The sequence below is a fragment of the Viridibacillus sp. NPDC093762 genome, assembly GCF_050279675.1.
In the GTDB taxonomy this organism is placed as follows: Bacteria; Bacillota; Bacilli; order Bacillales_A; family Planococcaceae; genus Viridibacillus.
Map to the genome: position 1 here is coordinate 204,843 of NZ_JBNNUK010000002.1, position 20,925 is coordinate 225,767.

General features: G+C 33.8%; 21 protein-coding genes and 1 pseudogene. 5 read left to right on the plus strand and 17 right to left on the minus strand.

Annotated elements, in window-relative coordinates; all coding sequences use genetic code 11:
• Positions 1-30: 30 nt before the first annotated feature.
• The 9 genes from ACQKM9_RS04840 to ACQKM9_RS04880 all read right to left on the minus strand — a co-directional run bounded on the left by ACQKM9_RS04840 (position 31) and on the right by ACQKM9_RS04880 (position 7,419).
• Complete coding sequence (locus ACQKM9_RS04840) at positions 31-648, minus strand: DUF1643 domain-containing protein (protein WP_427733170.1); 618 nt, start codon at positions 646-648, stop codon at positions 31-33.
• A gap of 818 nt (positions 649-1,466) precedes the next feature.
• Positions 1,467-2,171 carry a metallophosphoesterase family protein gene (locus ACQKM9_RS04845; protein WP_427733172.1) on the minus strand — a complete coding sequence of 235 codons (705 nt, stop codon included), beginning with the start codon at positions 2,169-2,171 and terminating at the stop codon, positions 1,467-1,469.
• 339 nt (positions 2,172-2,510) lie between these two features.
• Complete coding sequence (locus tag ACQKM9_RS04850) at positions 2,511-2,921, minus strand: DALR anticodon-binding domain-containing protein (protein ID WP_427733174.1); 411 nt, start codon at positions 2,919-2,921, stop codon at positions 2,511-2,513.
• 126 nt (positions 2,922-3,047) lie between these two features.
• Positions 3,048-3,206 (minus strand): hypothetical protein, encoded by a 159-nt coding sequence (locus tag ACQKM9_RS04855; protein WP_427733176.1) that lies wholly within the window; start codon positions 3,204-3,206, stop codon positions 3,048-3,050.
• Complete coding sequence (locus ACQKM9_RS04860) at positions 3,196-4,932, minus strand: ATP-dependent nuclease (protein WP_427733178.1); 1,737 nt, start codon at positions 4,930-4,932, stop codon at positions 3,196-3,198. The genes ACQKM9_RS04855 and ACQKM9_RS04860 overlap by 11 nt, the downstream gene beginning before the upstream one ends.
• 326 nt (positions 4,933-5,258) lie before the next feature.
• Positions 5,259-5,609 carry a helix-turn-helix domain-containing protein gene (locus tag ACQKM9_RS04865; RefSeq protein ID WP_427733180.1) on the minus strand — a complete coding sequence of 117 codons (351 nt, stop codon included), beginning with the start codon at positions 5,607-5,609 and terminating at the stop codon, positions 5,259-5,261.
• A gap of 700 nt (positions 5,610-6,309) precedes the next feature.
• The gene (locus ACQKM9_RS04870) at positions 6,310-6,765 is read right to left on the minus strand and encodes a GNAT family N-acetyltransferase (protein WP_427733182.1); all 456 of its coding nucleotides are present in this window, start codon (positions 6,763-6,765) and stop codon (positions 6,310-6,312) included.
• Between the two features lie 95 nt (positions 6,766-6,860).
• Complete coding sequence (locus ACQKM9_RS04875; protein ID WP_427733184.1) at positions 6,861-7,190, minus strand: DUF1643 domain-containing protein; 330 nt, start codon at positions 7,188-7,190, stop codon at positions 6,861-6,863.
• Positions 7,191-7,221: 31 nt separating this feature from the next.
• On the minus strand, positions 7,222-7,419 hold the full coding sequence (locus ACQKM9_RS04880; RefSeq protein ID WP_427733186.1) for a hypothetical protein: 198 nt from the start codon (positions 7,417-7,419) through the stop codon (positions 7,222-7,224).
• Positions 7,420-7,549: 130 nt separating this feature from the next.
• Between ACQKM9_RS04880 and ACQKM9_RS04885 the strand changes: the two are divergent.
• A pseudogene (locus ACQKM9_RS04885) lies at positions 7,550-8,733 on the plus strand (oxalate decarboxylase family bicupin).
• Between the two features lie 87 nt (positions 8,734-8,820).
• On the opposite strand, the gene ACQKM9_RS04890 reads toward ACQKM9_RS04885, so the two are convergent.
• The 5 genes from ACQKM9_RS04890 to dhaK form a co-directional block, all read right to left on the minus strand.
• Positions 8,821-9,303 (minus strand): hypothetical protein, encoded by a 483-nt coding sequence (locus tag ACQKM9_RS04890; RefSeq protein ID WP_427733188.1) that lies wholly within the window; start codon positions 9,301-9,303, stop codon positions 8,821-8,823.
• Between the two features lie 582 nt (positions 9,304-9,885).
• Positions 9,886-10,569, minus strand: a complete 684-nt coding sequence (locus ACQKM9_RS04895; protein ID WP_427733190.1) for a hypothetical protein — start codon at positions 10,567-10,569, stop codon at positions 9,886-9,888.
• Between the two features lie 219 nt (positions 10,570-10,788).
• Positions 10,789-11,166, minus strand: coding sequence for a dihydroxyacetone kinase phosphoryl donor subunit DhaM (gene dhaM, locus ACQKM9_RS04900; protein WP_427733192.1), 378 nt, complete (start codon positions 11,164-11,166; stop codon positions 10,789-10,791).
• On the minus strand, positions 11,156-11,764 hold the full coding sequence (gene dhaL, locus ACQKM9_RS04905; protein WP_427733194.1) for a dihydroxyacetone kinase subunit DhaL: 609 nt from the start codon (positions 11,762-11,764) through the stop codon (positions 11,156-11,158). The genes dhaM and dhaL overlap by 11 nt, the downstream gene beginning before the upstream one ends.
• A 13-nt stretch (positions 11,765-11,777) precedes the next feature.
• The gene (gene dhaK, locus ACQKM9_RS04910) at positions 11,778-12,764 is read right to left on the minus strand and encodes a dihydroxyacetone kinase subunit DhaK (RefSeq protein ID WP_427733196.1); all 987 of its coding nucleotides are present in this window, start codon (positions 12,762-12,764) and stop codon (positions 11,778-11,780) included.
• Between the two features lie 288 nt (positions 12,765-13,052).
• On the opposite strand from dhaK, the gene ACQKM9_RS04915 reads away from it, so the two are divergent.
• The gene (locus ACQKM9_RS04915) at positions 13,053-13,415 is read left to right on the plus strand and encodes a hypothetical protein (RefSeq protein WP_427733197.1); all 363 of its coding nucleotides are present in this window, start codon (positions 13,053-13,055) and stop codon (positions 13,413-13,415) included.
• A gap of 247 nt (positions 13,416-13,662) precedes the next feature.
• Here the strand turns inward: ACQKM9_RS04915 and ACQKM9_RS04920 are convergent, their stop codons facing one another.
• From ACQKM9_RS04920 to ACQKM9_RS04930, 3 genes are all read right to left on the minus strand, one after another.
• On the minus strand, positions 13,663-14,214 hold the full coding sequence (locus tag ACQKM9_RS04920) for a hypothetical protein (protein ID WP_427733198.1): 552 nt from the start codon (positions 14,212-14,214) through the stop codon (positions 13,663-13,665).
• A gap of 94 nt (positions 14,215-14,308) precedes the next feature.
• A complete protein-coding gene (locus ACQKM9_RS04925; RefSeq protein ID WP_427733200.1) occupies positions 14,309-14,992 on the minus strand; it encodes a response regulator in 684 nt (227 codons plus the stop codon).
• Positions 14,993-15,006: 14 nt separating this feature from the next.
• The gene (locus tag ACQKM9_RS04930) at positions 15,007-16,602 is read right to left on the minus strand and encodes an ATP-binding protein (protein ID WP_427733201.1); all 1,596 of its coding nucleotides are present in this window, start codon (positions 16,600-16,602) and stop codon (positions 15,007-15,009) included.
• A gap of 96 nt (positions 16,603-16,698) precedes the next feature.
• Between ACQKM9_RS04930 and ACQKM9_RS04935 the strand changes: the two genes are divergently transcribed.
• From ACQKM9_RS04935 to ACQKM9_RS04945, 3 genes are all read left to right on the plus strand, one after another.
• Positions 16,699-17,748 (plus strand): DctP family TRAP transporter solute-binding subunit, encoded by a 1,050-nt coding sequence (locus tag ACQKM9_RS04935; protein ID WP_427733203.1) that lies wholly within the window; start codon positions 16,699-16,701, stop codon positions 17,746-17,748.
• Between the two features lie 259 nt (positions 17,749-18,007).
• The gene (locus tag ACQKM9_RS04940; RefSeq protein ID WP_427733205.1) at positions 18,008-19,273 is read left to right on the plus strand and encodes a dicarboxylate/amino acid:cation symporter; all 1,266 of its coding nucleotides are present in this window, start codon (positions 18,008-18,010) and stop codon (positions 19,271-19,273) included.
• A gap of 352 nt (positions 19,274-19,625) precedes the next feature.
• Positions 19,626-20,918, plus strand: a complete 1,293-nt coding sequence (locus tag ACQKM9_RS04945) for a dicarboxylate/amino acid:cation symporter (protein ID WP_427733207.1) — start codon at positions 19,626-19,628, stop codon at positions 20,916-20,918.
• Positions 20,919-20,925 lie beyond the last annotated feature (7 nt).

Genomic DNA, 20,925 nt, shown 5'->3' on the forward strand with positions numbered 1-20,925 from the left:
TCATCCTAATATTTCGGAAACATTAACCTTTTAAAATCCTAATAGTTGATTTTTAGTTACCTTTTTTAACTCACCTAACTTCGCTGAGCGTCCTGGATGACGAGGATCTCCGTGCTCAGTAAATAATGTTTTAACATTTTTCATTTCAAACACATATTTCTCAATATTTTCATCATCTATTAAACCTAGAATTCTATTTGCTTCTTTATAATATAAAATATTGTGAATTGTCTTCACTTCCGGCTTTCCCCAAGCTAAAACAAGAAAATCAGTATCTTCAATTATCAGTTTTATTTTTGATTCATTCAAATCTAGTAGCTTTTCTAAATTATTTCCTTCATGTAACTCTCTTATTTTAGAAAGAGCCATTTTAGTATTACTAGCATACATTGGGAATATATTACAAATTGTTAAATCTTTTATCTTTTCCCCATTCTTCTCATAGTCATAGAAAAAATTAATTAATTTGTCTATTGTCGGATCAGAAATTATTAAATTTGCTTGCGATGGATTCATCATTATTACAGTTACTGATAATCCTTCTAATCTATTTAAAAATGGTATTTTTAAAGAATATCTAACATCTATATTTGATGTATCATCTAATTCAATTCTTGTTATGTCTACTTTGGTTATATCATATAACATTATTACTCAAACCTTTCTTTCTACATATCGATTTTACAAACTGTATTTATAATACCATGTTTTCCATTTGTATCACTTTCTATATTACTACTAAATAACTCATTAGATAATACTAAAAACCTACTACAAAAAAGAGCGTAAGCCCGTAATCAAATAAGTATATAAACAACCAGGCACCTCCGATAAACGTATATATCTGAAGAAGGTGCCTCTCTCTATGCTAACGAACAAACTAACCATTGTCCCCGTGACACTAAACTTACCACTGACGAATCTTCATCAACAATTCCCTCTAACCTTATCAATATATTACATGAGTTGAACGAGCGGGCATTATAGAATCCGTAAGTGAATTACATGATGCCTATTCATTTGAAAAATTTTAAAAAGTTCAAAATATTAGTTCCTATTTCTTGGAGAAAAAGTAATTATATTTCCCCAAAATAAAATTATTTAGTTGTCTACAATTTATTGTACAAGGGAGTTAAAAGAGTACAAAAAAGTATCGCATCTTGATTTGGGCATTAGGGTCCATCTTCTCCCAAGGTACCAACTCATGTGGTTTTATTTCTAATTCAATAGCTTCCTTAACAGTAATGTGAAATGAAAATAAAGTTATTTAACTTTAAAAGCTTAAACAAGCATAACCCCGTTCGAATTTAGGACGGGGTTAAAAATAAAGTTGTTTAACTTTTAATTTAAGAAACTTCACGATACTAAAAAATATAATAATAAAGTCATTTAAAAATCTAAGTTTTATTGAACAATCGCGTCCTATTCTGGAATAAGCTATGTTTTCATGAGGTCAATTTAATTGATTAAGGCCCCTCATTAGGTGGATTCAAATAATGTGCAGCAAAATCCTCTTTGTAAGGAGCGTTAGACTTAAGAATTCTTTCAGTAGCTTCTTTTGTATCATAAGTAGTGACCTTTAATTCAACATTTGGACCTAATAAAGCCCAACAAGCACCGTTGGCTCGGCTCTGTAATCCCACACTTCCTGCGTTGATAAGCCGTTTGTTATCAACAGAGCGATCAAATTGAATATGTGTATGATCACAAACAATAATATCTTGAGTTACATTTTCAATCATGGGTCGAATTTCATTTTCAGGAGTATCTATTTGAATAGCCTCTTCATCACTGCGAGGAGATCCATGTACAAATAATATTTCGCCCAAACCATCTATGTTGAAGGTTGTTTCTTCAGGGAAACTCTTTAGGAATTTTATCTGTTCTTCCGTTAATTGATCCGCACACCAGTGGTTTAACTCTGCTGTAAATTCGTCCAATCCCTTTTCTTTCCCATAACGATATGAAACCTCACGGTCAGCGTTACCTTTAATGAAAGTAAACTCATCTTTATAATCCATTAAAATATCCATCACCTGACGTGGTTCGGGTCCCCAAGCTAAATCTCCACCTACTATAACCCTATCAACATTAGCCTTCTTAATCTCCTCTAAAACAGCTTTTAATGCTGAATAATTCCCATGAATATCGTAAATAGCAGCTACACGCATTTAAAACATTCCCCCTCTAAAGTAGATTATTTACTTTTAACATTAATATACGAAATACATAGTAAAAACGATTCGTCTATTCTTCTACAATATGGCCCTTTAATGGAGGAAGGCGCATTCCTTAATAAAGAAATGCGCCCTATCCTGGAATAACACAACCTTTTAGAAAGATTTTGATTCCTTATTTAACAATTGCACGTGTTAATTTAACTTTACATTTTATTTGGCGCAGAAATACCTAATCAACATAGCGCTCTTTCAATATAATTGCTACGCAAAAAGCGAATGAGAGTTTCATTTGCTTCCACTCATCGTCGACTAAATTTTCGTATGTGCATACTACTTATTAAATGCACGTGCTAACTGCAAGCTGAAGTTCGCGATTTGTGATGGATCAGCTTGTTCAAATGATTTTTGAACAATGACTGGGTACTGCTCAAGTAGCTGGATTACCGACCACGCATATTTTCCTAAAGCGTCAAACTGTAGTGCCTGCTCTTTAAATTCACCTTTTTCAAGTAGCGATGTAATTCGCACAAATGTGTACTGCACATAAGGACCTGTTTCTCCCTCAAAGTTCATCATTTGTTCTAATGAAAATTCAATATCATTTAAGCGATCATTTTTTAAATCATTAAAGATTACCGCACCAACACCGCCCTGTTTCTCTAGTGGTATGCCCATATCAACAAGTGTCTTCATAAATGTAAGACGAAGTTGAGATAATTTTATTCCATATTGTGTTAACAATGATTGAATCTAACGAGCGCTTATATGTTTGTATAAAGATGATAAAAACAATGCTTCAAGATTGTTTTTTCCCTGATCTAAATACTCTTTGATTGCTTTGCAAATTCTACTGCTAAGTGAAACAATTCAATTGCAACTATTTTTATACCCACGCACTTTTATTGTCCCTTTACCTTCATAAAGATACACATCATTACGGTCAAGCGTCACCAATTCACTTAGACGTAATCCGAGCATCATTTCACAATTCGTTCCAATAATTTCTCTATTAATTTTAAACTTCAAGCGGTATTTCTCCTCTTACCTCAACCCATTCTTGTCCAAAATCTTCTTGTTCAGTAATACCTAATGCCATTTTTATTGCTCTTATAGCCCCAACCGTATTATCCTCAATATTCCAACTAGAAACTAATTTGTATGCTGATAAAGGTTTACCTAATGAAGAATCATACTGATAATCATGTTGACTTTCAAAGTTTCTTTCCATAATAAAGCGATTTGCTCTAGTACTACCGTTATTGTTATGTAGTACAATCTCTTCATATATTTTTGTGTTAAGTGTCCAGGCTGCGGATTTATTTCCATTTAAATTATATTTATTATCTAAATCATGGATTACGAAATACTTAATATCAAAATGTCTAAGAACTTTTTGAAAAGAAGGAATATTCATCTTAGAACCACAGTTTACAACCAGTGGTACATCCTTTATATCTAAAACTTTACTTTCTACAAATTTATTAAGTAATTCTCTAAATACTACTGTTTCAGTATCACCTTCAACTAAAATAACATTATTAGAAAAGAAAGCCTCACAAACATATGGGTTAAATGTGTTGAGCATTTTCATTTTTTCCTTTTCATCATCTTTGAACAAATTAGATTTGACTTGATGTACTATTGATCCATCATCAGTAGCAACTACTCGTAATAAAGTAGTATGATTTCTACTTAAATCAACCATGATAGGCGAATGGGTAGCCGTCATTATCTGGAATTCCGAATGTTCAGCAAGATTGTATAATACATCCGCAAACATTCTAACCGATTGTGGATGTAAAAAAAGCTCTGGTTCCTCAATTAATAACATCTTAGATTTACTTCCTAATTCGTGAGTGGATAACAAACCATCTATAATTTCTTCATTTCTAGTTTTTTTTGCTTTAGACATTTCTATAAAAACGTCATTTAGTCCTCTAATGGTGTTGAACAAAAATTGTCTTCTAATCCCATGTCCATGATTATTCATTTGTACTGAAAAACTATCACTTTCCGAAAAATTTATGTCTGTATCAATAAAATCAGAAAGTTTCTTACCCAAATTGGCTTTTTCATTCCCATATAGAGATACCTTCAAATTCGGAAAGGTATCATTCATTAATTCTGTAAGCTTCGTTTGAATTTTCTGAGAATAATCATCTGCAATTATATCTTTTCTTAATTCCTCAAGTTCCTTTTCCAATAACTTATACCTTACAGACTCAGCTGCTCTTACTAATACTTTATCCTTTATTAACTTTTGCACACTGTCTAGAATCATTTCCACCGAATCTAACCCTCTCAACCATACGGGTGTAGGACAAGCAAATTGTAATAGACTATCAAAACCTCCTCCTCCCCCAACTTCCCATTTGTTCAATTCATAATTATATGTATGCTTTTGCCCTCCCCTGTTTTCTTTAGTCCACACTTTTTTAAACCTAGCAATTTTAGTATCTTTGCACAATGATTTCTTCATAGCTTGCATTTCTTCATCCACTTGATTCTCGGCCTTTATCCAAGCCTCTATTTCAATTGGTAAATCTAAATTTTTATAAAAATCATCGTCTAAAGCATTTTTTCCACTAATCACAAAATATTCATACGCAGATAATATTGATGATTTTCCAACATTATTTTGGCCTATTAAATTAATTACATTTGTGTCTTCTAAATCAATCACAACACCTGGATTATTTTCACTACTACCTATTGACCTAAAATTAGTAATTAAAAGCTTGATAATTTTCATTTTAATCTCTCCATTCAATACATTAATTTTTCCGAAGTGTATTCTAGGTGTAAACTTCCAAATTAAATACTATACCAATAATTACTTTTTTGGAATTAATTTAATAAAAAAAGAAACGATAGTTCATCCATCGTTTCCACATCATCAAAAATTTTCATTCTGAATAATCGGTTTATTATATACAAAAACAAACAGCTCAACAATCTTTTACTAAAGCACCCGTTTGTATTATAAGGCCAGCCATAGAAATTAAAATGCCCTTATGGAAACGCTATTGTAAATCAATATATAAGGGCGTAAATTTGTGCAAAATGACTACTATAACATCATTTACCATACGTAGCAAATACCTCAGTAGCAATCTTTAAAATCAAATGAATTTCAGCTTCACTTCTGCTATCTATAAGGTTTTGTAGTAACATAATCAAATCTTTCTTCTCATAATATTTACTATTAATATGTATATTGTTGTAATTAAAAATAGCACTTGGCACTTCTTCTAATCCGTCAATAATTTTTTGTAGCGTTTGCAATGTTATATTTCTGTCGCCTCTTTCAACACCTGCTAAATAAGATGTGTGCAGCCCACATTTCTCTGCTAATTCTTCTTGAGTTAGTTTTTTCAACTTTCGAATGTCTTTTATATTACCGCCAACCAATTTTACTAAGCTATCCACAAAATCACCTCACATTAAGACTATGTGAGGTTTCAAACGTCCAACATAGATTAGGTGGTATTAAAGAATATATAAATGAAACAGACAGTACATTAAACGTCCCATTTTTAGCAATTCATTATTTAGATGATGACGAAGAGATTAAGTTTTTTGACGTAATAAATACTAAAGCTAAAGGGATTGGTACATCATTAAGTCGTTACCTAAACAGAAATAATGATGATATTAGCTGGGTTGTAACTAATTTAATTCTTAAGCCTGAAAGTCCGTTTTTCAATAAAGGAACCTTAATCGGGAAAAGGACTAAAGAAAAAAATATAACACAATAAAAGAAGTTGCTCTTATTGATGTATCTTCTAAAAATAAAGCACCAATTATATACTCAAAGAGATTTGGGGAATAGCAATATTCTCATTTCACAATAACCTGAATTTAAAAAGCATCACTTGATATTCAAGGGATGCTCAGTTCAAGTTAAACACAATTCAATTATTTGTGGTAATGCTAACATGTAATAAAATTGGCAGATTACTCTATAGGTAGTGACCGATGACATTATAGAATTGAAGTTAACAATTAATTCCCGTTCATATTCTGCAGCCTTTGAGGCATTTAATACTCCTGAATAGTATTAGAAACACTCGTTAAATTGAGCAAGCGTCTGGAGAACACTAAGTTGTTTTATTTTAAAGCCGATTGCCTAGTGTAAATCTTGAGAAAGTCGGACCATATCTATACATTGAATACCATTTTCAAAAATTGGCTCTGAATAATGACGGATAAAGAAGTCTCTATCTACATGTGTGATACGGAATCCACATTTTTGGTAAAGAGCAATTTGTGAAATGCTCGAATTGCCTGTTCCAACATCTATTGTTTTATATTCTTTTGACTTGGCAGTAGCAATGGAATGCTGAATTAGAATTTTACCTAAGCCTTTTCCTTGTTGGTCTTCGTGAATAGAAACATTCACTAACTCCGCAGTTTCGGGACGTGTAGGGATTAAAACGTATACACCAATAATGCTATCTTCATCCTCCATCACAAAGCATTCACCTCTTTGTAAATACTCTAATACAATCTCTTCGGAAGGATCGGCTTGTAACAACAAATCCATTGGTATATTGTCTGTTGCAACTAATCTTCTTATTTTCATAATACTCACCTTCATTTTTAATTTTATCCTGCACTTAACTTTACATTTTAATTGTAACTTATTTCATGAAATTAAAGTGATTAACATTTATATGTTTATTCAATTTTGAATGATTGAGTATTGTTTTCTATTTCGAGATCCAATAAGTGTGAGTTTGGTTCGAAGTAGGGGAATAAGTTTAATATATTGATGACTCCGTATTGAAATTGCCTACTATCTCTGAAAAAAGAACAAACTTTATTTACCGTTGGATCGGAATGTTCTCTACTTGCGTTATTAGGATTCATCATTATAATTGTCGCGCTTGATTTTGACTGAAGCGGAGTTTTAAGTTGCAAAAAATAACGTATAGTATTATCTGCTTCGGAATAAATATTAGAGACTATGATTTTTTCTGGGTATGAATATTTTTTATTTTTATTCATGTTTAACAATCCCTTCTTCATCTTTTGCATGTTAATATAATATACCCTCTTTTTGAAGTTCAACATTCACTTTATTGATTTTTTCATTTGTTTCGTCAATCTGGATCTTAATATATGGATTAGGAGATCTAGGATCGATGGCAGCTGTGTAGACATACGCCTTATCCCTTAATAATTTGGATGAGATTTCTGAAACTTCATTGAAAATTAAATGGACGGATTTATTCATTTTGGAGTTCTAACTTCAAATCCAGAAAACACCTTTGCTTGAGTTTGATAGTCATTTAGACAGATTTCTCATCATATATCATTATGTATGTTTTTATCCCACGAGTAATCTAAAGAAAGGAGTTTATGAAATGGATAATCCGAACGAAAATATAGAAGAAAATATACCCCAGCCTATCCGAAGTAACGGCGAAGGAGGATATGATACTGGACCCAGAGATATTATGCGGGATCTTGAAAACCCAGATATGTTAGTTCCACCGAAGACAGATGCTGATTTACTCCCTAATATGCGTTTTTCATTCTCAGACACCTCTATGACGTTAAATCATGGTGGGTGGTCAAGAGAGATTACTGTTAGAGAATTGCCCATAGCGACTACTCTTGCTGGTGTAAATATGAGCTTGACGGCTGGTGGTGTTCGAGAATTACATTGGCATCAACAAGCAGAATGGTCTTTTATGATATCCGGTCATGCACGAATTACATCCATTGATTCAGAAGGTCGTAACTTTATTGCTGATGTTGGCCCAGGTGATCTTTGGTACTTCCCACCCGGACTACCACATTCAATCCAAGGGTTGGAACACTGTGAATTCCTACTCGTATTCGATGACGGCGCTTTTTCAGACTTGAATACTTTATCCATCTCAGATTGGTTTGCTCACACGTCAAAAAATGTATTGTCTGCTAATTTCGGAGTCCCTATTAGTGCATTTGACAATATACCATCAAAGCAGGTGTATATATTTCAAGACAAGGTTCCAGGTCCCCTACAAAGTGAAAAGGTACAATCCCCTTACGGAACGATTCCTGAAACGTTCAAGCACAAGTTATTAGCGCAAAAACCAATGCAAATACCTGGGGCACTGTACGTATAGTAGACTCTTCAAACTTTCCTATCTCAAAAAAAATCGCTGCGGCCCTTGTCAAGATTGAACCGGGTGCAATGAGAGAACTGCATTGGCATCCAAATAATGACGAGTGGCAGTATTACCTGTCTGGACAGGGACGCATGACGGTATTTAGTGGCAAAGGTATAGCTCGAACATTCGATTATCGTGCTGGAGATGTCGGTTATGTGCCATTTGCTAATGGACACTATATTCAAAATACCGGTACTGAAAGTTTGTGGTTTTTGGAAATGTTCAAGAGTGATCGGTTTGCTTATGTGTCTTTAAACCAATGGATGGCACTTACCCCTTCTGAACTAGTAGCTGACAATTTGCATGTTGGACCAGAACTATTAAATGCCCTAAGAAAAGTAAAATATCCTGGTGTTAAGTTCCCTGGATTTTCTTACTATCCTAGATAGCTGTGAATGGTTATTTATTATAAAACAACTTGATAGTATAAAAAATTATATTTCTATCAATTTAATCTCTATTTATCCTTGTATTTATTATGAATTATTACCTTTAAATAATTTAAGTAATTGATAACCATCTGAAGTTAGTCCTGCATACGGTTTAAGCCAGTTTGGATAGCGAAATGGAATAATCGTACTGATAAACAGAACGAAATTAATAATTGTCATTCCTTTAAAAAAGTTTTTAGGTTCAAAATGTGAAAATCCAACCATTAAAAAGTATGAGGCACTAAATAGCAATAAAGAAACGATTGGTCCTCCTATTAACATTATTGTAAATTGAACTTTCGTTAACTTGTTTTTATTTACAGTACAGAACCCAAAATATGCCCAATTGATATGAAAGTGTATTCTTCCAAATCGAAAGTTTTCATTATTGGAGTCATTATCTGAACCGAGATAGACATGCGCTTCTTCATTTGAGGATATTACTACACCTAGTGCATGACCTATTTCATGAAGCAGTACAGATAAAGGAATTCCTATTAAATAGAAAAGTATAAAGGAAATCATCATTCTAAATCACCTCTAAATTCTTATGAATTTTAATGTTCTATAATCTATTATTATTTCAATTATTCTACTCAGAAATCCCTATAGAAACTATAATGTCATATATTGTGTGGGTGTAAAATGCAAGGATAGGCGGGCAAAACATATTTGCTCTCTATCCTTTTCTTGTATTTCAATTGAACTCATTTACTACAACAAAATCATTTATCAATAAGATGTTAATTCTATCTTTTTAGTAGCTATAACATTAACAAAATATTCATTATGGTCTACACCAATAATAGTAGGTTGATATTTCTTTATCGCATCTATCAGCTGATTAATTACGAATATATCTAAATAATTGGTTACCTCATCCCAAATAAACAACTCATTTTCTCCTAATAGTGCATTTGCTAAGAAGACTTTTTTCTGTTCACCAGCGCTCCAATTTAAGTGGTGGGTTTTGATTTCATAATTACAGTAAAACGACCTTAATCGGATATAAATATTGATTTTAGTATAGGGTCAATTGTAGCTTTAGAATTAATTTTATTTTTTATAATTATAAAACAACCACTGCACTTCCACTTGGAATTACATATATTAATCCGCCGAAGCTAATATCCTTTTAAACCTTTCAAAAAACTTAGAAGGTTTTTTTGTGCCTTTGTCATTTTCAATTACCTCTGGATTATGATAAGGTAGGTTAATTTGTGACCAATCAAATCCTTCATTTGTACATTTGATAAACAAATCATAGGCTTCCCCATCAAAAGGAAACATCGTTACTCTCGACTCTTCATTTTCTAAAGCAACTTCAATCGCCTCTTTTATTCCTAGTAATGCAGAACGATTCGCAACCATATAAGCATTTCCATGCCACATTTGTTGACCGAATAAATGACAAAAATACGATTCATCTTCCGTATTTTCTTTTTTGAACAATTGATTTAACTTCTGCTCTGTCTGTTCATGGTTATGAACATCTAAATATACGTCAATGCTAAGCTCTTCTGCGTTTTTTTCCTTAAGATGAGAAACAAATTGTTCATATATATCATTGTTTTCAATAAAAAGATACGAATCAATGCCGATTTCGTCCTCTAATAGACATGCAAAGCTATAAATTTGTATTCCATTACGTTCATAAAGATACTGGATTACATTATTAGATATTTCCGTAGATTGAATGAGGGTAAAACGATTTGATTTCTCTCTCATTTTCAAATGGCTTCTTAACCCATTGTTACCTGAAAGACTAAATGCGGTAAATAGAGTATTTCCCATATTAATCACTCCCATTTTTCGTGTTAATTAAATACTACAAGAATAATTAACATTGTTAATACACTCCTTGATCACCCTAAAAGTCCTTTTGTTTAAGTACATTTCATCACTATCTCCACATCAAGTTTAACATAAATATACAATAAAAAATCACCTCTAATATAAACGAAAGAGGTGATTTTTATCGAACTTTACAAGACTTTTAGAGTTAGTTTAACCTTATCTTTTAATCATTAATTTCTCTAACTCATTTATAACTGCAGGTAATTCTGCATTCATTTCAAATAACGCAGCTGTACAATAGACACCCTCGATAAACGAGACGTCCATAATCTCAATTTCTTTCTCTGAGAGTTCCGCAGCCATTTCAAGATTCATTTTGGCACTACCTAAATCATAAAAAGCGAACAGTTGATCACATGTATTTTCTTCAATTGCCTGTTGAACTGTTTCAAAGTTTGTGCCAATATCACCATCTATTGTACCTCCAACATACGTGATAGACACATTTGGTGCAACTTGGTGTATTAGGTCATATAAACCTTTTGCGATATCCTTACTATGTGACACTAGGACCATACCGATATTAGTCGCCATTAAAATCACCTGCTTCTAAAAGTGCTTCAAAAAACAGTTTAGAGGAAGCAGCACCTGGATCTACTTCGTTAATAGATCTCTCTCCTAAGAAGGATGCCCTGCCTTTAGTTGCCTTCAATTCATTGGACTTTGTAAGAGCTATTATTAATGTTGCAGTTGTTAGCTCACCTTTTTCTAAGGATTCAATAGCTGGTGCCCATAAATCTAGCATTGTTTTCTGGCCGACATCTGATTTTCCTCGTTTTTTTATCCCATCAAATCCAGCTTTGATTACATTTATTAAATCATCATGCTTTAACTCTTCTTTCGTGCCAATAGCTTTTGCCATTTCAAGAAATGCCGTACCATATAGGGGCCCTGATGCTCCACCTACCCCACTAATCCATTTCATCGCAGCATGCTTGAATACTTCTGCTAAAAGAACAGGTGACGTCTCTTGCCATGAAGAGAGTAATTGTTGCGCTCCCCTTGCCATGTTCATGCCGTGGTCTCCATCACCAATTATACGATCGTATTCACTTAATTGTTCTTTATCTTGAATCACTTTTTCTGCAAATAAAGTGAACCATTTTTGTGCCAACTCTTTTGTTATGATCAATAGAAACTCCCCTTTACCAAGCAGGCGCTAGAGTACTTTCAGTTAAATATTCAAGCCATTTCACATCTTCTAATTGTAATAATGTTAATGAAACACCTGCCATATCTATAGCAGTCATGTAATTCCCAACTTTTTTAAATTGTACTTTGTAGCCTTTTTCTTGCAATATATTTAAACAATCATGTGCAAAGATATATTGCTCCATAAGTGGCGTAGCACCCATACCATTGATAAGTACAGCAAGCGTTTGATCTGTCGTCCATTTGGTTTCCACTTCAATTTTATGAATTAACTCTTCTGCAATTTCACGAGAAGTTTTGATTTTTTCACGGCTATAACCGGGTTCTCCGTGTATTCCAATACCAAATTCCATTTCATCTTCTTCTAAGTCAAAACCAGGTTTACCAACCTCAGGAACAATGGCAGGTTTTATAGCAACGCCAACAGTTGCAAGATGTGCGACGACATTTTCTGCTAGCGTTTTAATTTCTTTAAGAGAAGCCCCTTTTTCTGCGGCTGCACCGATAATTTTATGCACAAGTATTGTGCCGGCAACTCCACGACGCCCCTCTGTATAGCTACTATCGAATACAGCAACATCATCATTGACTATAACGTAGTCTACTGCAATACCTTCTAACTCTGCCAGATCCTTTGCCATTTCAAAATTCATGCAATCCCCACTATAATTCTTAATGACAAGGAAAACACCTAAGCCTTGATCTGCAGCTTTTATAGCACTAAATACTTGATCGGGAGTAGGAGAGGTAAAAACATGTCCACATACCGCCGCATCTAGCATCCCTTGACCAACAAAACCCGCATGTGCAGGCTCATGCCCACTACCACCACCACTAATGATGCCGACTTTATTAGATGTAAATTGAGAGCGTGTTATGACATGTGTATCTTCTAAATACGTCACATCATCATGCACTAACTTGTAACCCGCTAACATATCCGCTAGCACTTGTTCAGGTTGATTAATAATCTTCTTCACCTTTCATACCCCCTATGAAAACTACATAATCTTAAATTGTTGCACAAATAAAATCTTTCAATCTACTATTTGTCTGCTAACACTAATCTATGCAGTTAACTGTGGAAATAGGCGAATTCAAATACAATTCGTAGTAATAAATTTGTGAATAAAACCAATTGTCTGCTTTACATAGAAATAGGCGATTTCAAAAATTAAATTATAAAGAACGAGATTATTATTTTAATATAATCTATACTATAGAAAACCTTTTAATAATCCATAGACTATAGAAACATTAGAGAGAAGATGAATACAATCGAAACATTCCCAGAAATGCATGAACTGATTGATGTATTTGAATCAATACCAGAAATATTAGACAAAGACTTGGTTTGGTATTATAACAAACTCACATTTGTATTGAGACGAGATAACGAAATACTTGAGGTAATTATTGAACCCGCAATAAATCGACTAAGATTAAATTGGAGAGACGAAAAAAGGTTACGAATGGAATTGGATTTAGAGGAAGTAGCAGGTTTAGTCATTACTAAAAATAATGGCGAGGAATCTATTCAAGTATCATTCAATGATTCTTTAATGAAAGATTTGATTGTTAATACAAAACCATATATTTCTGTAGTATGGGGCACACTCCGAGATATATAAAGGTTTAAAAAAGAGTTTGTTGATTTTACAGAATCACAAGTTTGTTTACTACTATTGTAGATATCTGATCCATGAAGTGATGTATCACCTTGGTAAATAAATTATTTATTGAATATCGGTAGGAGAATTTTTTTCATTTAAAGATGAGTTCGAAAAAAGCATTTTGAATTCTTTAAATAAAAATAGGGGGATTCAAAAAATATTGAATCCCCCATTTAAACTAAACTTAACCTAATATAACGAACATTTACGCATTGAAATACTTAATGATTTCATAACCTACATAATCTGTTTTGACTGGATATTTCCTTCGATAATAATAATTCCAATAACTGATTACTCTACTTTCAATCGTATTATAAAACTTTGCATTCTCTGCTTTAAAATCTGTTATTATAGCCTTATCAATATTATCTAAATTATCTTTTATCACTTGTAAAATTTCGATTACATACTCCCCAGTAAGTCGAATTATATAGGGAATTATCCAATTGTATTCCTTACATTGATTAATAATCTTTTTTAAATTCTCTTCTCTAATAAAACCATCATGATGTCTAGTAAATAAACAATTTAATACTACTTGTTGTCTATCTGTTAATGAATTGTATTGCGATAAGGAAAGTTCATTACTGTAAATTCGTTCAGGAATACTCAACTTACTTCCTCTAAAATTAACCTCAAAACAATTAGAGAAGTCTAGCTTGTTTGTTTGGTTAATCATTTTTATAACTTTAACAGCATCGTGCTTTAATTCAGTTGGAAACGCTCTTAACAATTTTCTATTTCTAATTAACATTTATTCACCATCTTTAAATTGCTCACTTACTAGTCTGCCTTTTTGCGAGTATAGTAGAACCGTCATCCATTCAACAAACCTTGGTATTACTACATTAATGAATAATTCGATACTGATTAACAGGTCTTCCTACGCCCCCGTATTGAATATCGATGACGACTTTTTGTTGTTTTTCTAAATAATCAAGGTAGCGACGTGCTGTGACTCGTGCAAGCCCTACACCATTGGCAACTTCTTCAGCAGAAATGGCTGCTTCCTGTTTTTCAATATAAGAAACAATTTTCTCTAAAGTAGAACCGTTTAAACCTTTTGGTAAGTTATTCGGCTCTTTTCTAGTATTTTGTTGATGATGTAATAATTCATCCAGCTCGCGCTGAGTCAATTCGTTTTTTTCGGATACTTTTTCTTTAAAGTGCATGTAATTTTCAAGAGTGTGTCTAATGCGTTCGTATGTAAATGGTTTCATAATATAATCAAATACTCCGAGCTGTAACACATGTTGAATCGTTTTCATATCGTTAGCGGCTGTCACTGTGATGACATCCACCTTTGTATCACTTTCACGAAGCTTTTGCAGCGTTTTAATACCGTCTTGTTCTGGCATGAATATGTCCATGACGACTAGATCTGGCTTCAACTGCTTAATCTGTTTCATTCCTTCAATACCGTTCCCTGCAGTACCGACTATGCGAAACCCTTTGACACGCTCGATAAATTGACGGTTTACTTGACGCACCATCGGGTCATCTTCTACTAATAACACAGATATGGGAAGCATACTCAAGCCCTCCTTTACAAATAAAAAGTGATGAAAAAGCTTGTACCTTCACCAGGTGTACTGGATACTTCGATAGTACCGTTTCCTTTTTTCACAATTCCATCAATTAAGTATAACCCGATACCGTGATTTTTTTGAGCTTTTGTTGTAAAACCATTTTGAAAAATTTGCTCCAGTTTATCATTTGGAATACCTGCCCCGTTGTCCTCCACTAAAATAGATAAGGTATGTTCGTCTTGATCGATACTTATTAAGACATGTTTATCATCTCGTTCTACATTTAATAGTGCATCAAATGCATTTTCAATTAGATTGCCTAGCAGAATTACAAAATCATTAAATGCAAGACTTTCTGGTATATAGGACAGCTGGCTATTCATATCAATTTCAACTTCAATGCCAAGTTCTTTACCATGATTAATTTTACTTAATAATAGACCGGAGATATTTTGGTTTTTAATTCGCTCATCTAAAAAGTTCGTAATATCATCTTGTTGCTCTTTTACTTTTACAATATAAGCTAGTGCCTGATCGTAGTGCCCAAGCTGTAATAGTCCTGCTACAGTATGCATTTTGTTTTTGTGTTCATGATTTTGAATACGAAGTGCTTGAACAAACTCTTGAACCCCTGTTAATTCTTCTGCAAGCTTATTCACTTCAGTACGGTCTTGGAAAATAGCTATAGCCCCGACTGTTTCATTATTCACTTCAATTGGCACGCGATTACTCATAATACTGTGTTGATTAATGAAGAGCTCTTTGTTATAAACAGGTTCATTATAATCAAGAATCTCGGGTAAACGTGTATCAGGTAAAATATGATAGATTTTCTTGCCGATGAAGTCGTCACCTTCTACACCTAGAATTTGACGTGCCTTTTTGTTGAAGATGGTTACTGTGTTTTCTTTATCAATCGCGATAATTCCCTCATGCATTGCATTAAATGTTTCTGTCCGCTCTTTATAAAGTCGTGCAATTTCATGAGGTTCTAAGCCAAACATCTGCTTCTTCATATGACGACCTAATACCCATGCCCCCCATGCCCCAAAAAAGAGACTGAGCATTGTTGCTATAATAATTTCATTTTGAATGCTTTTAATAATCTCAAATACAGTTGGCAAACTATAACCTACGATTACGACGCCTACTTGTTTGTGCTCTTCGCTCATAACAGGAACAAAGGCACGCACTACATTCCCGATTTCACCTTTTGCTTTAGAAATATAATAATGCTCAACAAAAGCTGCATTCTCATCAACTGTATTAGATGTCTGTCCTATCATACTTTTGACAGGATGTGATAACCTTCTATGCTCCATATCTAAAACAACAATATAATCAGCCTTATTTATAACACGGATACCTTCTACGGTTTGATTGATTGTAGCTGATTTTTTTTCAAACGAGTTATTTGAAGCGAGCTGCTCCCTTATTTCTGGTAGCTTTCCGACCGTCCTAGCTATTAACATTGCTTCGGTACCTAGCTCTTTTTCTTTAGTTTTCATTATATTTCCGAGTACGAAAATACCTGCAACTAATAATGAAAAAACGATGAGGAAAAAGGTGAGCGCCATTATCTTACTATTCATCGAAATTTGCTTTGTTTTCATCGCGCCCCCCTGAATAATTTATTGAATGACTCCATTGTAACATTTGAAACTATGTTAGAATGTAAGAAAAAAGTCAGAATGTTATGGAGTACATAAATGCGTTTATATATTACTACAGCTATCATCACTTTAATAGTACTTATTGGTATCATCGGCTATCAACAACAATTCGGATTAGATTCCTCATTACCAATTGATGAAGAACAAGGCGGGTTAAATGATCAAATCGTTATCAACTTTAGTCATATAGTGGCGGAAAATACACCTAAAGGACAAACAGCAATAAAGTTTGCTGAATTATTAGAGCAAAAAACTGATGGCCGTATCCGCGTTGTGATCTATCCAAACGGTTTGCTCTATAATGATAATAATGAATTGGAAGCATTGGAAAATGGAGATGTACAAATGATTGCTCCATCGTTTTCCAAAATGACAAAAACGTTGCCAACATGGGCAGTGCTTGATTTACCGTATTTATTTCATACAGAAGATGATGTGGAGCGAGTTTTAACAGGGCCTTTCGGAGAGCAATTACTAAATCAACTAGGTCGTTTTAATATTAAGGGACTGGCTTTTTGGAATAATGGTTTTAAGCAAGTACTGACGTCTGGTAAACCGATACTTACCTCTGGAGATTTTAAGGGACTTAAAGTACGTGCCATGCCTAGTAAGGTTTTACAACAGCAATTTACTTTGTTTGAAGCAACCCCCGTTGCTACATCATTTGATGAACTATATACAGAACTAGAAAAAAAAGAACTGAATGCACAAGAAAACACAATTTCCAACATTTACTCAAAGGGCTTTTATAAACTACAAAAAAACTTAACGATTACAAATCATGGTGTACTAGGATACGCTGTTATGATGAACGAGGATTTTTATAATAGTCTGCCAACCGATTTGCAGGAAAAAGTAATAGAGGCGATTAATGAAGCCACTGCTTGGAATTTTGAACATTCGAAGCAAATGAATGATAAGGATTTAGAAAGTTTACAACAATTGTCTGATGTTCATATAAATAAGTTGTCGAATGAAGAACAACAAAGGTGGCAAAAACTCTTTTTACCGATTTACGATGATTATCGTAGTCAAATAAGCGAAACCTTTTTACAGGAAATCGAAAAAGAAATTAACAATAAATAACAATAATTACACAACTGTACTAGTACAAAAGAGGATTTCCTTATTTGTGTATTAATTTTTTTAAGTCTTGGATTTCTCCAAGGCTTTTTCTTATCCCTTGATATGACTGCATTTTGGAGAGAATCTAAATTTTAACACAATTTAAGACCAATATGACCAAAAAGAGTTTTAAAACCATAACATTAAAAACATATACAACAGCGTTATGATGGAATCGTTGTAAGCGATACCAAATAAAACTACAAAGAAGGCCAGTTATATGAAAATTAACTTTAAAAACTTAACAGTTCAAGTCATTTGTGCAATCATTCTTGGTATTCTAGTAGGCGCGTTGTTCCCTACATTCGGGTCTCAATTAAAAGTGCTTGCTGATATTTTCATTAAACTTATTAAAATGTTGATTGCTCCAATTATCTTCCTTACAGTTGTAATTGGCATAGGAGGAATGGGCAACCTGAAAAAGGTTGGTTCAATTGGTGGGAAAGCTTTAATCTATTTTGAAATTGTATCTTCTATTGCTCTAGCAATAGGATTAATCGTTGTACATATTATCCAACCAGGTAAAGGTTTAGATACTTCTTCTGCAACTGCAGGTGATGTAGCACAATTTACAAAACAAGCTACTGAATCTGAACATGGCATCACCAGTTTTATCATGGGTATTATTCCGGAGAATTTCTTTGGTTCTCTTGCAGCTGGTGAATTACTTCCTGTATTATTCTGTGCTGTGTTGTTTGGTGTTGCTACAGCTTCAATCGGTGCTCCTGCAAAACCGATTGTTAAATTATTCGAACAAGTAGCAGATATCTTCTTTAAAATTATTAGCATGATTATGAAATTGTCACCAATCGGTGCATTTGGTGCTATGGCTTATACGATTGGTAACTTTGGTCTTGAATCATTATGGTCATTAGGTAAACTGATGTTATCCGTCTATATTACGATGTTCTTGTTCGTCATTATCGTATTAGGCTCCATAGCAAAGTATTACGGCTTTAATATTTTCAAATTTATAAATTATATTAAAGATGAACTGTTTATCGTACTCGGAACTTCTTCATCTGAATCAGCCTTACCGCTTATTATGCGTAAGTTAGAGAACTTCGGTTGTTCTAAGCAAGTAGTTGGTTTAGTTGTACCGACTGGCTATTCTTTTAACCTTGATGGTACGTACATTTACTTATCAATGGCTGCTATGTTCATCGCACAAGCGTATGACGTGCCACTATCATTTTGGCAACAAATCACTTTGCTTGGTATATTAATGCTGACCTCTAAAGGAGCTGCTGGTGTTACAGGATCTGGATTCATAACGTTAGCCGCAACATTAGCTGCCTTCCCTATGATTCCTGTCGAAGGGATTGCCCTACTTATTGGTGTCGATAGATTTATGAGTGAAGCACGTGCAATAACTAATATTATCGGTAACTCTGTTGCAACAGTAGTTGTTGCGAAAATGGAAAATGAATTCAATCCAACAAACGGTTATAAAAAAGAATTGGACTCTGAAAATACTGCACATTAACTAGTATACAAATGTTCTAGATAGCACTCGATCTGCTAGACAAGACTTTCGTATATAGCCACTTGGGTTTAACTCAGGTGGCTTTTTTTCGGAGAAATAAATACCTGTACTAGTACAAAAAGATTTTTATTCTCTGTACTATAAAAATAAAATAATAAATTTAGATTAAAGATATAAACCGCAAACCCTTGACCTATATACATTTGCAAGGGTTTTTTATAATTGAAAAATAAAAAGACCAAAACGACCGAAAAGAACATTATCACCAAAATCTATGAAAACGTTTTCTTTGCATTTATGATAATAGCAATGAAAGCGATATCAAAACACATTATAGAAAGAAGGTACACATTTGAGAATCAATTTTAAAAACCTAACTGTACAAGTAATTATCGCCATTCTACTTGGCGTTGTGGTAGGAGCAGTGTTCCCCGAATTTGGCGCTAAGTTAAAAGTTTTAGCTGATATTTTCATCAAAATGATTAAAATGTTAATCGCACCAATTATCTTCCTTACGGTTGTCATCGGCATAGGGAATATGGGCGATTTGAAAAAGGTTGGTAAAATCGGAGGGAAAGCACTACTTTACTTCGAGGTAGTATCAACGATCGCATTAGCTATTGGATTGCTAGTCGTTAACCTTGTACAACCTGGTAAAGGTTTAGATACTTCTGCAGCTGCTGGCAGTGATGTATCCGCGTATACAACTGCAGCTGCTGAAAGTGAAGGCTTAATTGGTTTTATCATGAGTATCATTCCGGATAACTTCTTCGGCTCTCTTGCAGCTGGACAATTACTACCAGTTCTATTCTGTGCTATTTTGTTTGGTGTCGCTTCTGCTTCACTTGGAGAGGCTTCAAAACCAGTCATTAAATTATTTGAACAAACGTCAGAAATTTTCTTTAAAATTATCGGTATGGTGATGAAGCTCTCTCCTATCGGTGCATTCGGTGCAATGGCTTATACTATTGGAAACTTTGGTGTTAAATCACTATTTAATTTAGGACTTCTTATGGTATCTGTTTATATTACAATGTTCTTATTCATCGTCCTAATCTTAGGTTCGATTGCAAAATACTTTGGTTTTAATATTTTCAAATTTATCGCCTATATTAAAGATGAAATATTCCTAGTAATAGGTACTTCATCTTCTGAATCAGCATTACCATCAATGATGAAGAAACTTGAAAACTACGGTTGTTCGAAGCAAGTAGTTGGATTAGTTGTACCAACCGGCTATTCCTTTAACCTTGATGGTACATCCATTTACTTATCAATGGCTGCCATGTTTATCGCACAAGCTTATGACGTACCTCTATCAATCTGGCAACAAGTAATGTTACTTGGGGTGTTGATGCTAACGTCCAAAGGAGCTGCAGGTGTAACAGGCTCAGGCTTTATCACTCTAGCTGCGACTTTAGCTGCCTTCCCGATGATTCCAGTAGAAGGTATTGCATTATTAATCGGAGTTGACCGCTTCATGTCTGAAGCTCGTGCTGTAACAAACTTAATAGGTAACGGTGTTGCAACTGTTATCGTAGCAAAATCAGAAAATGAATTCGATCCAACTGGCGCTCAAAATAAAGTAAGTACAGATACATCAGTACAAAATGTTCCTGTACTATCAAAATTAAATACGCAATAAATAAAAA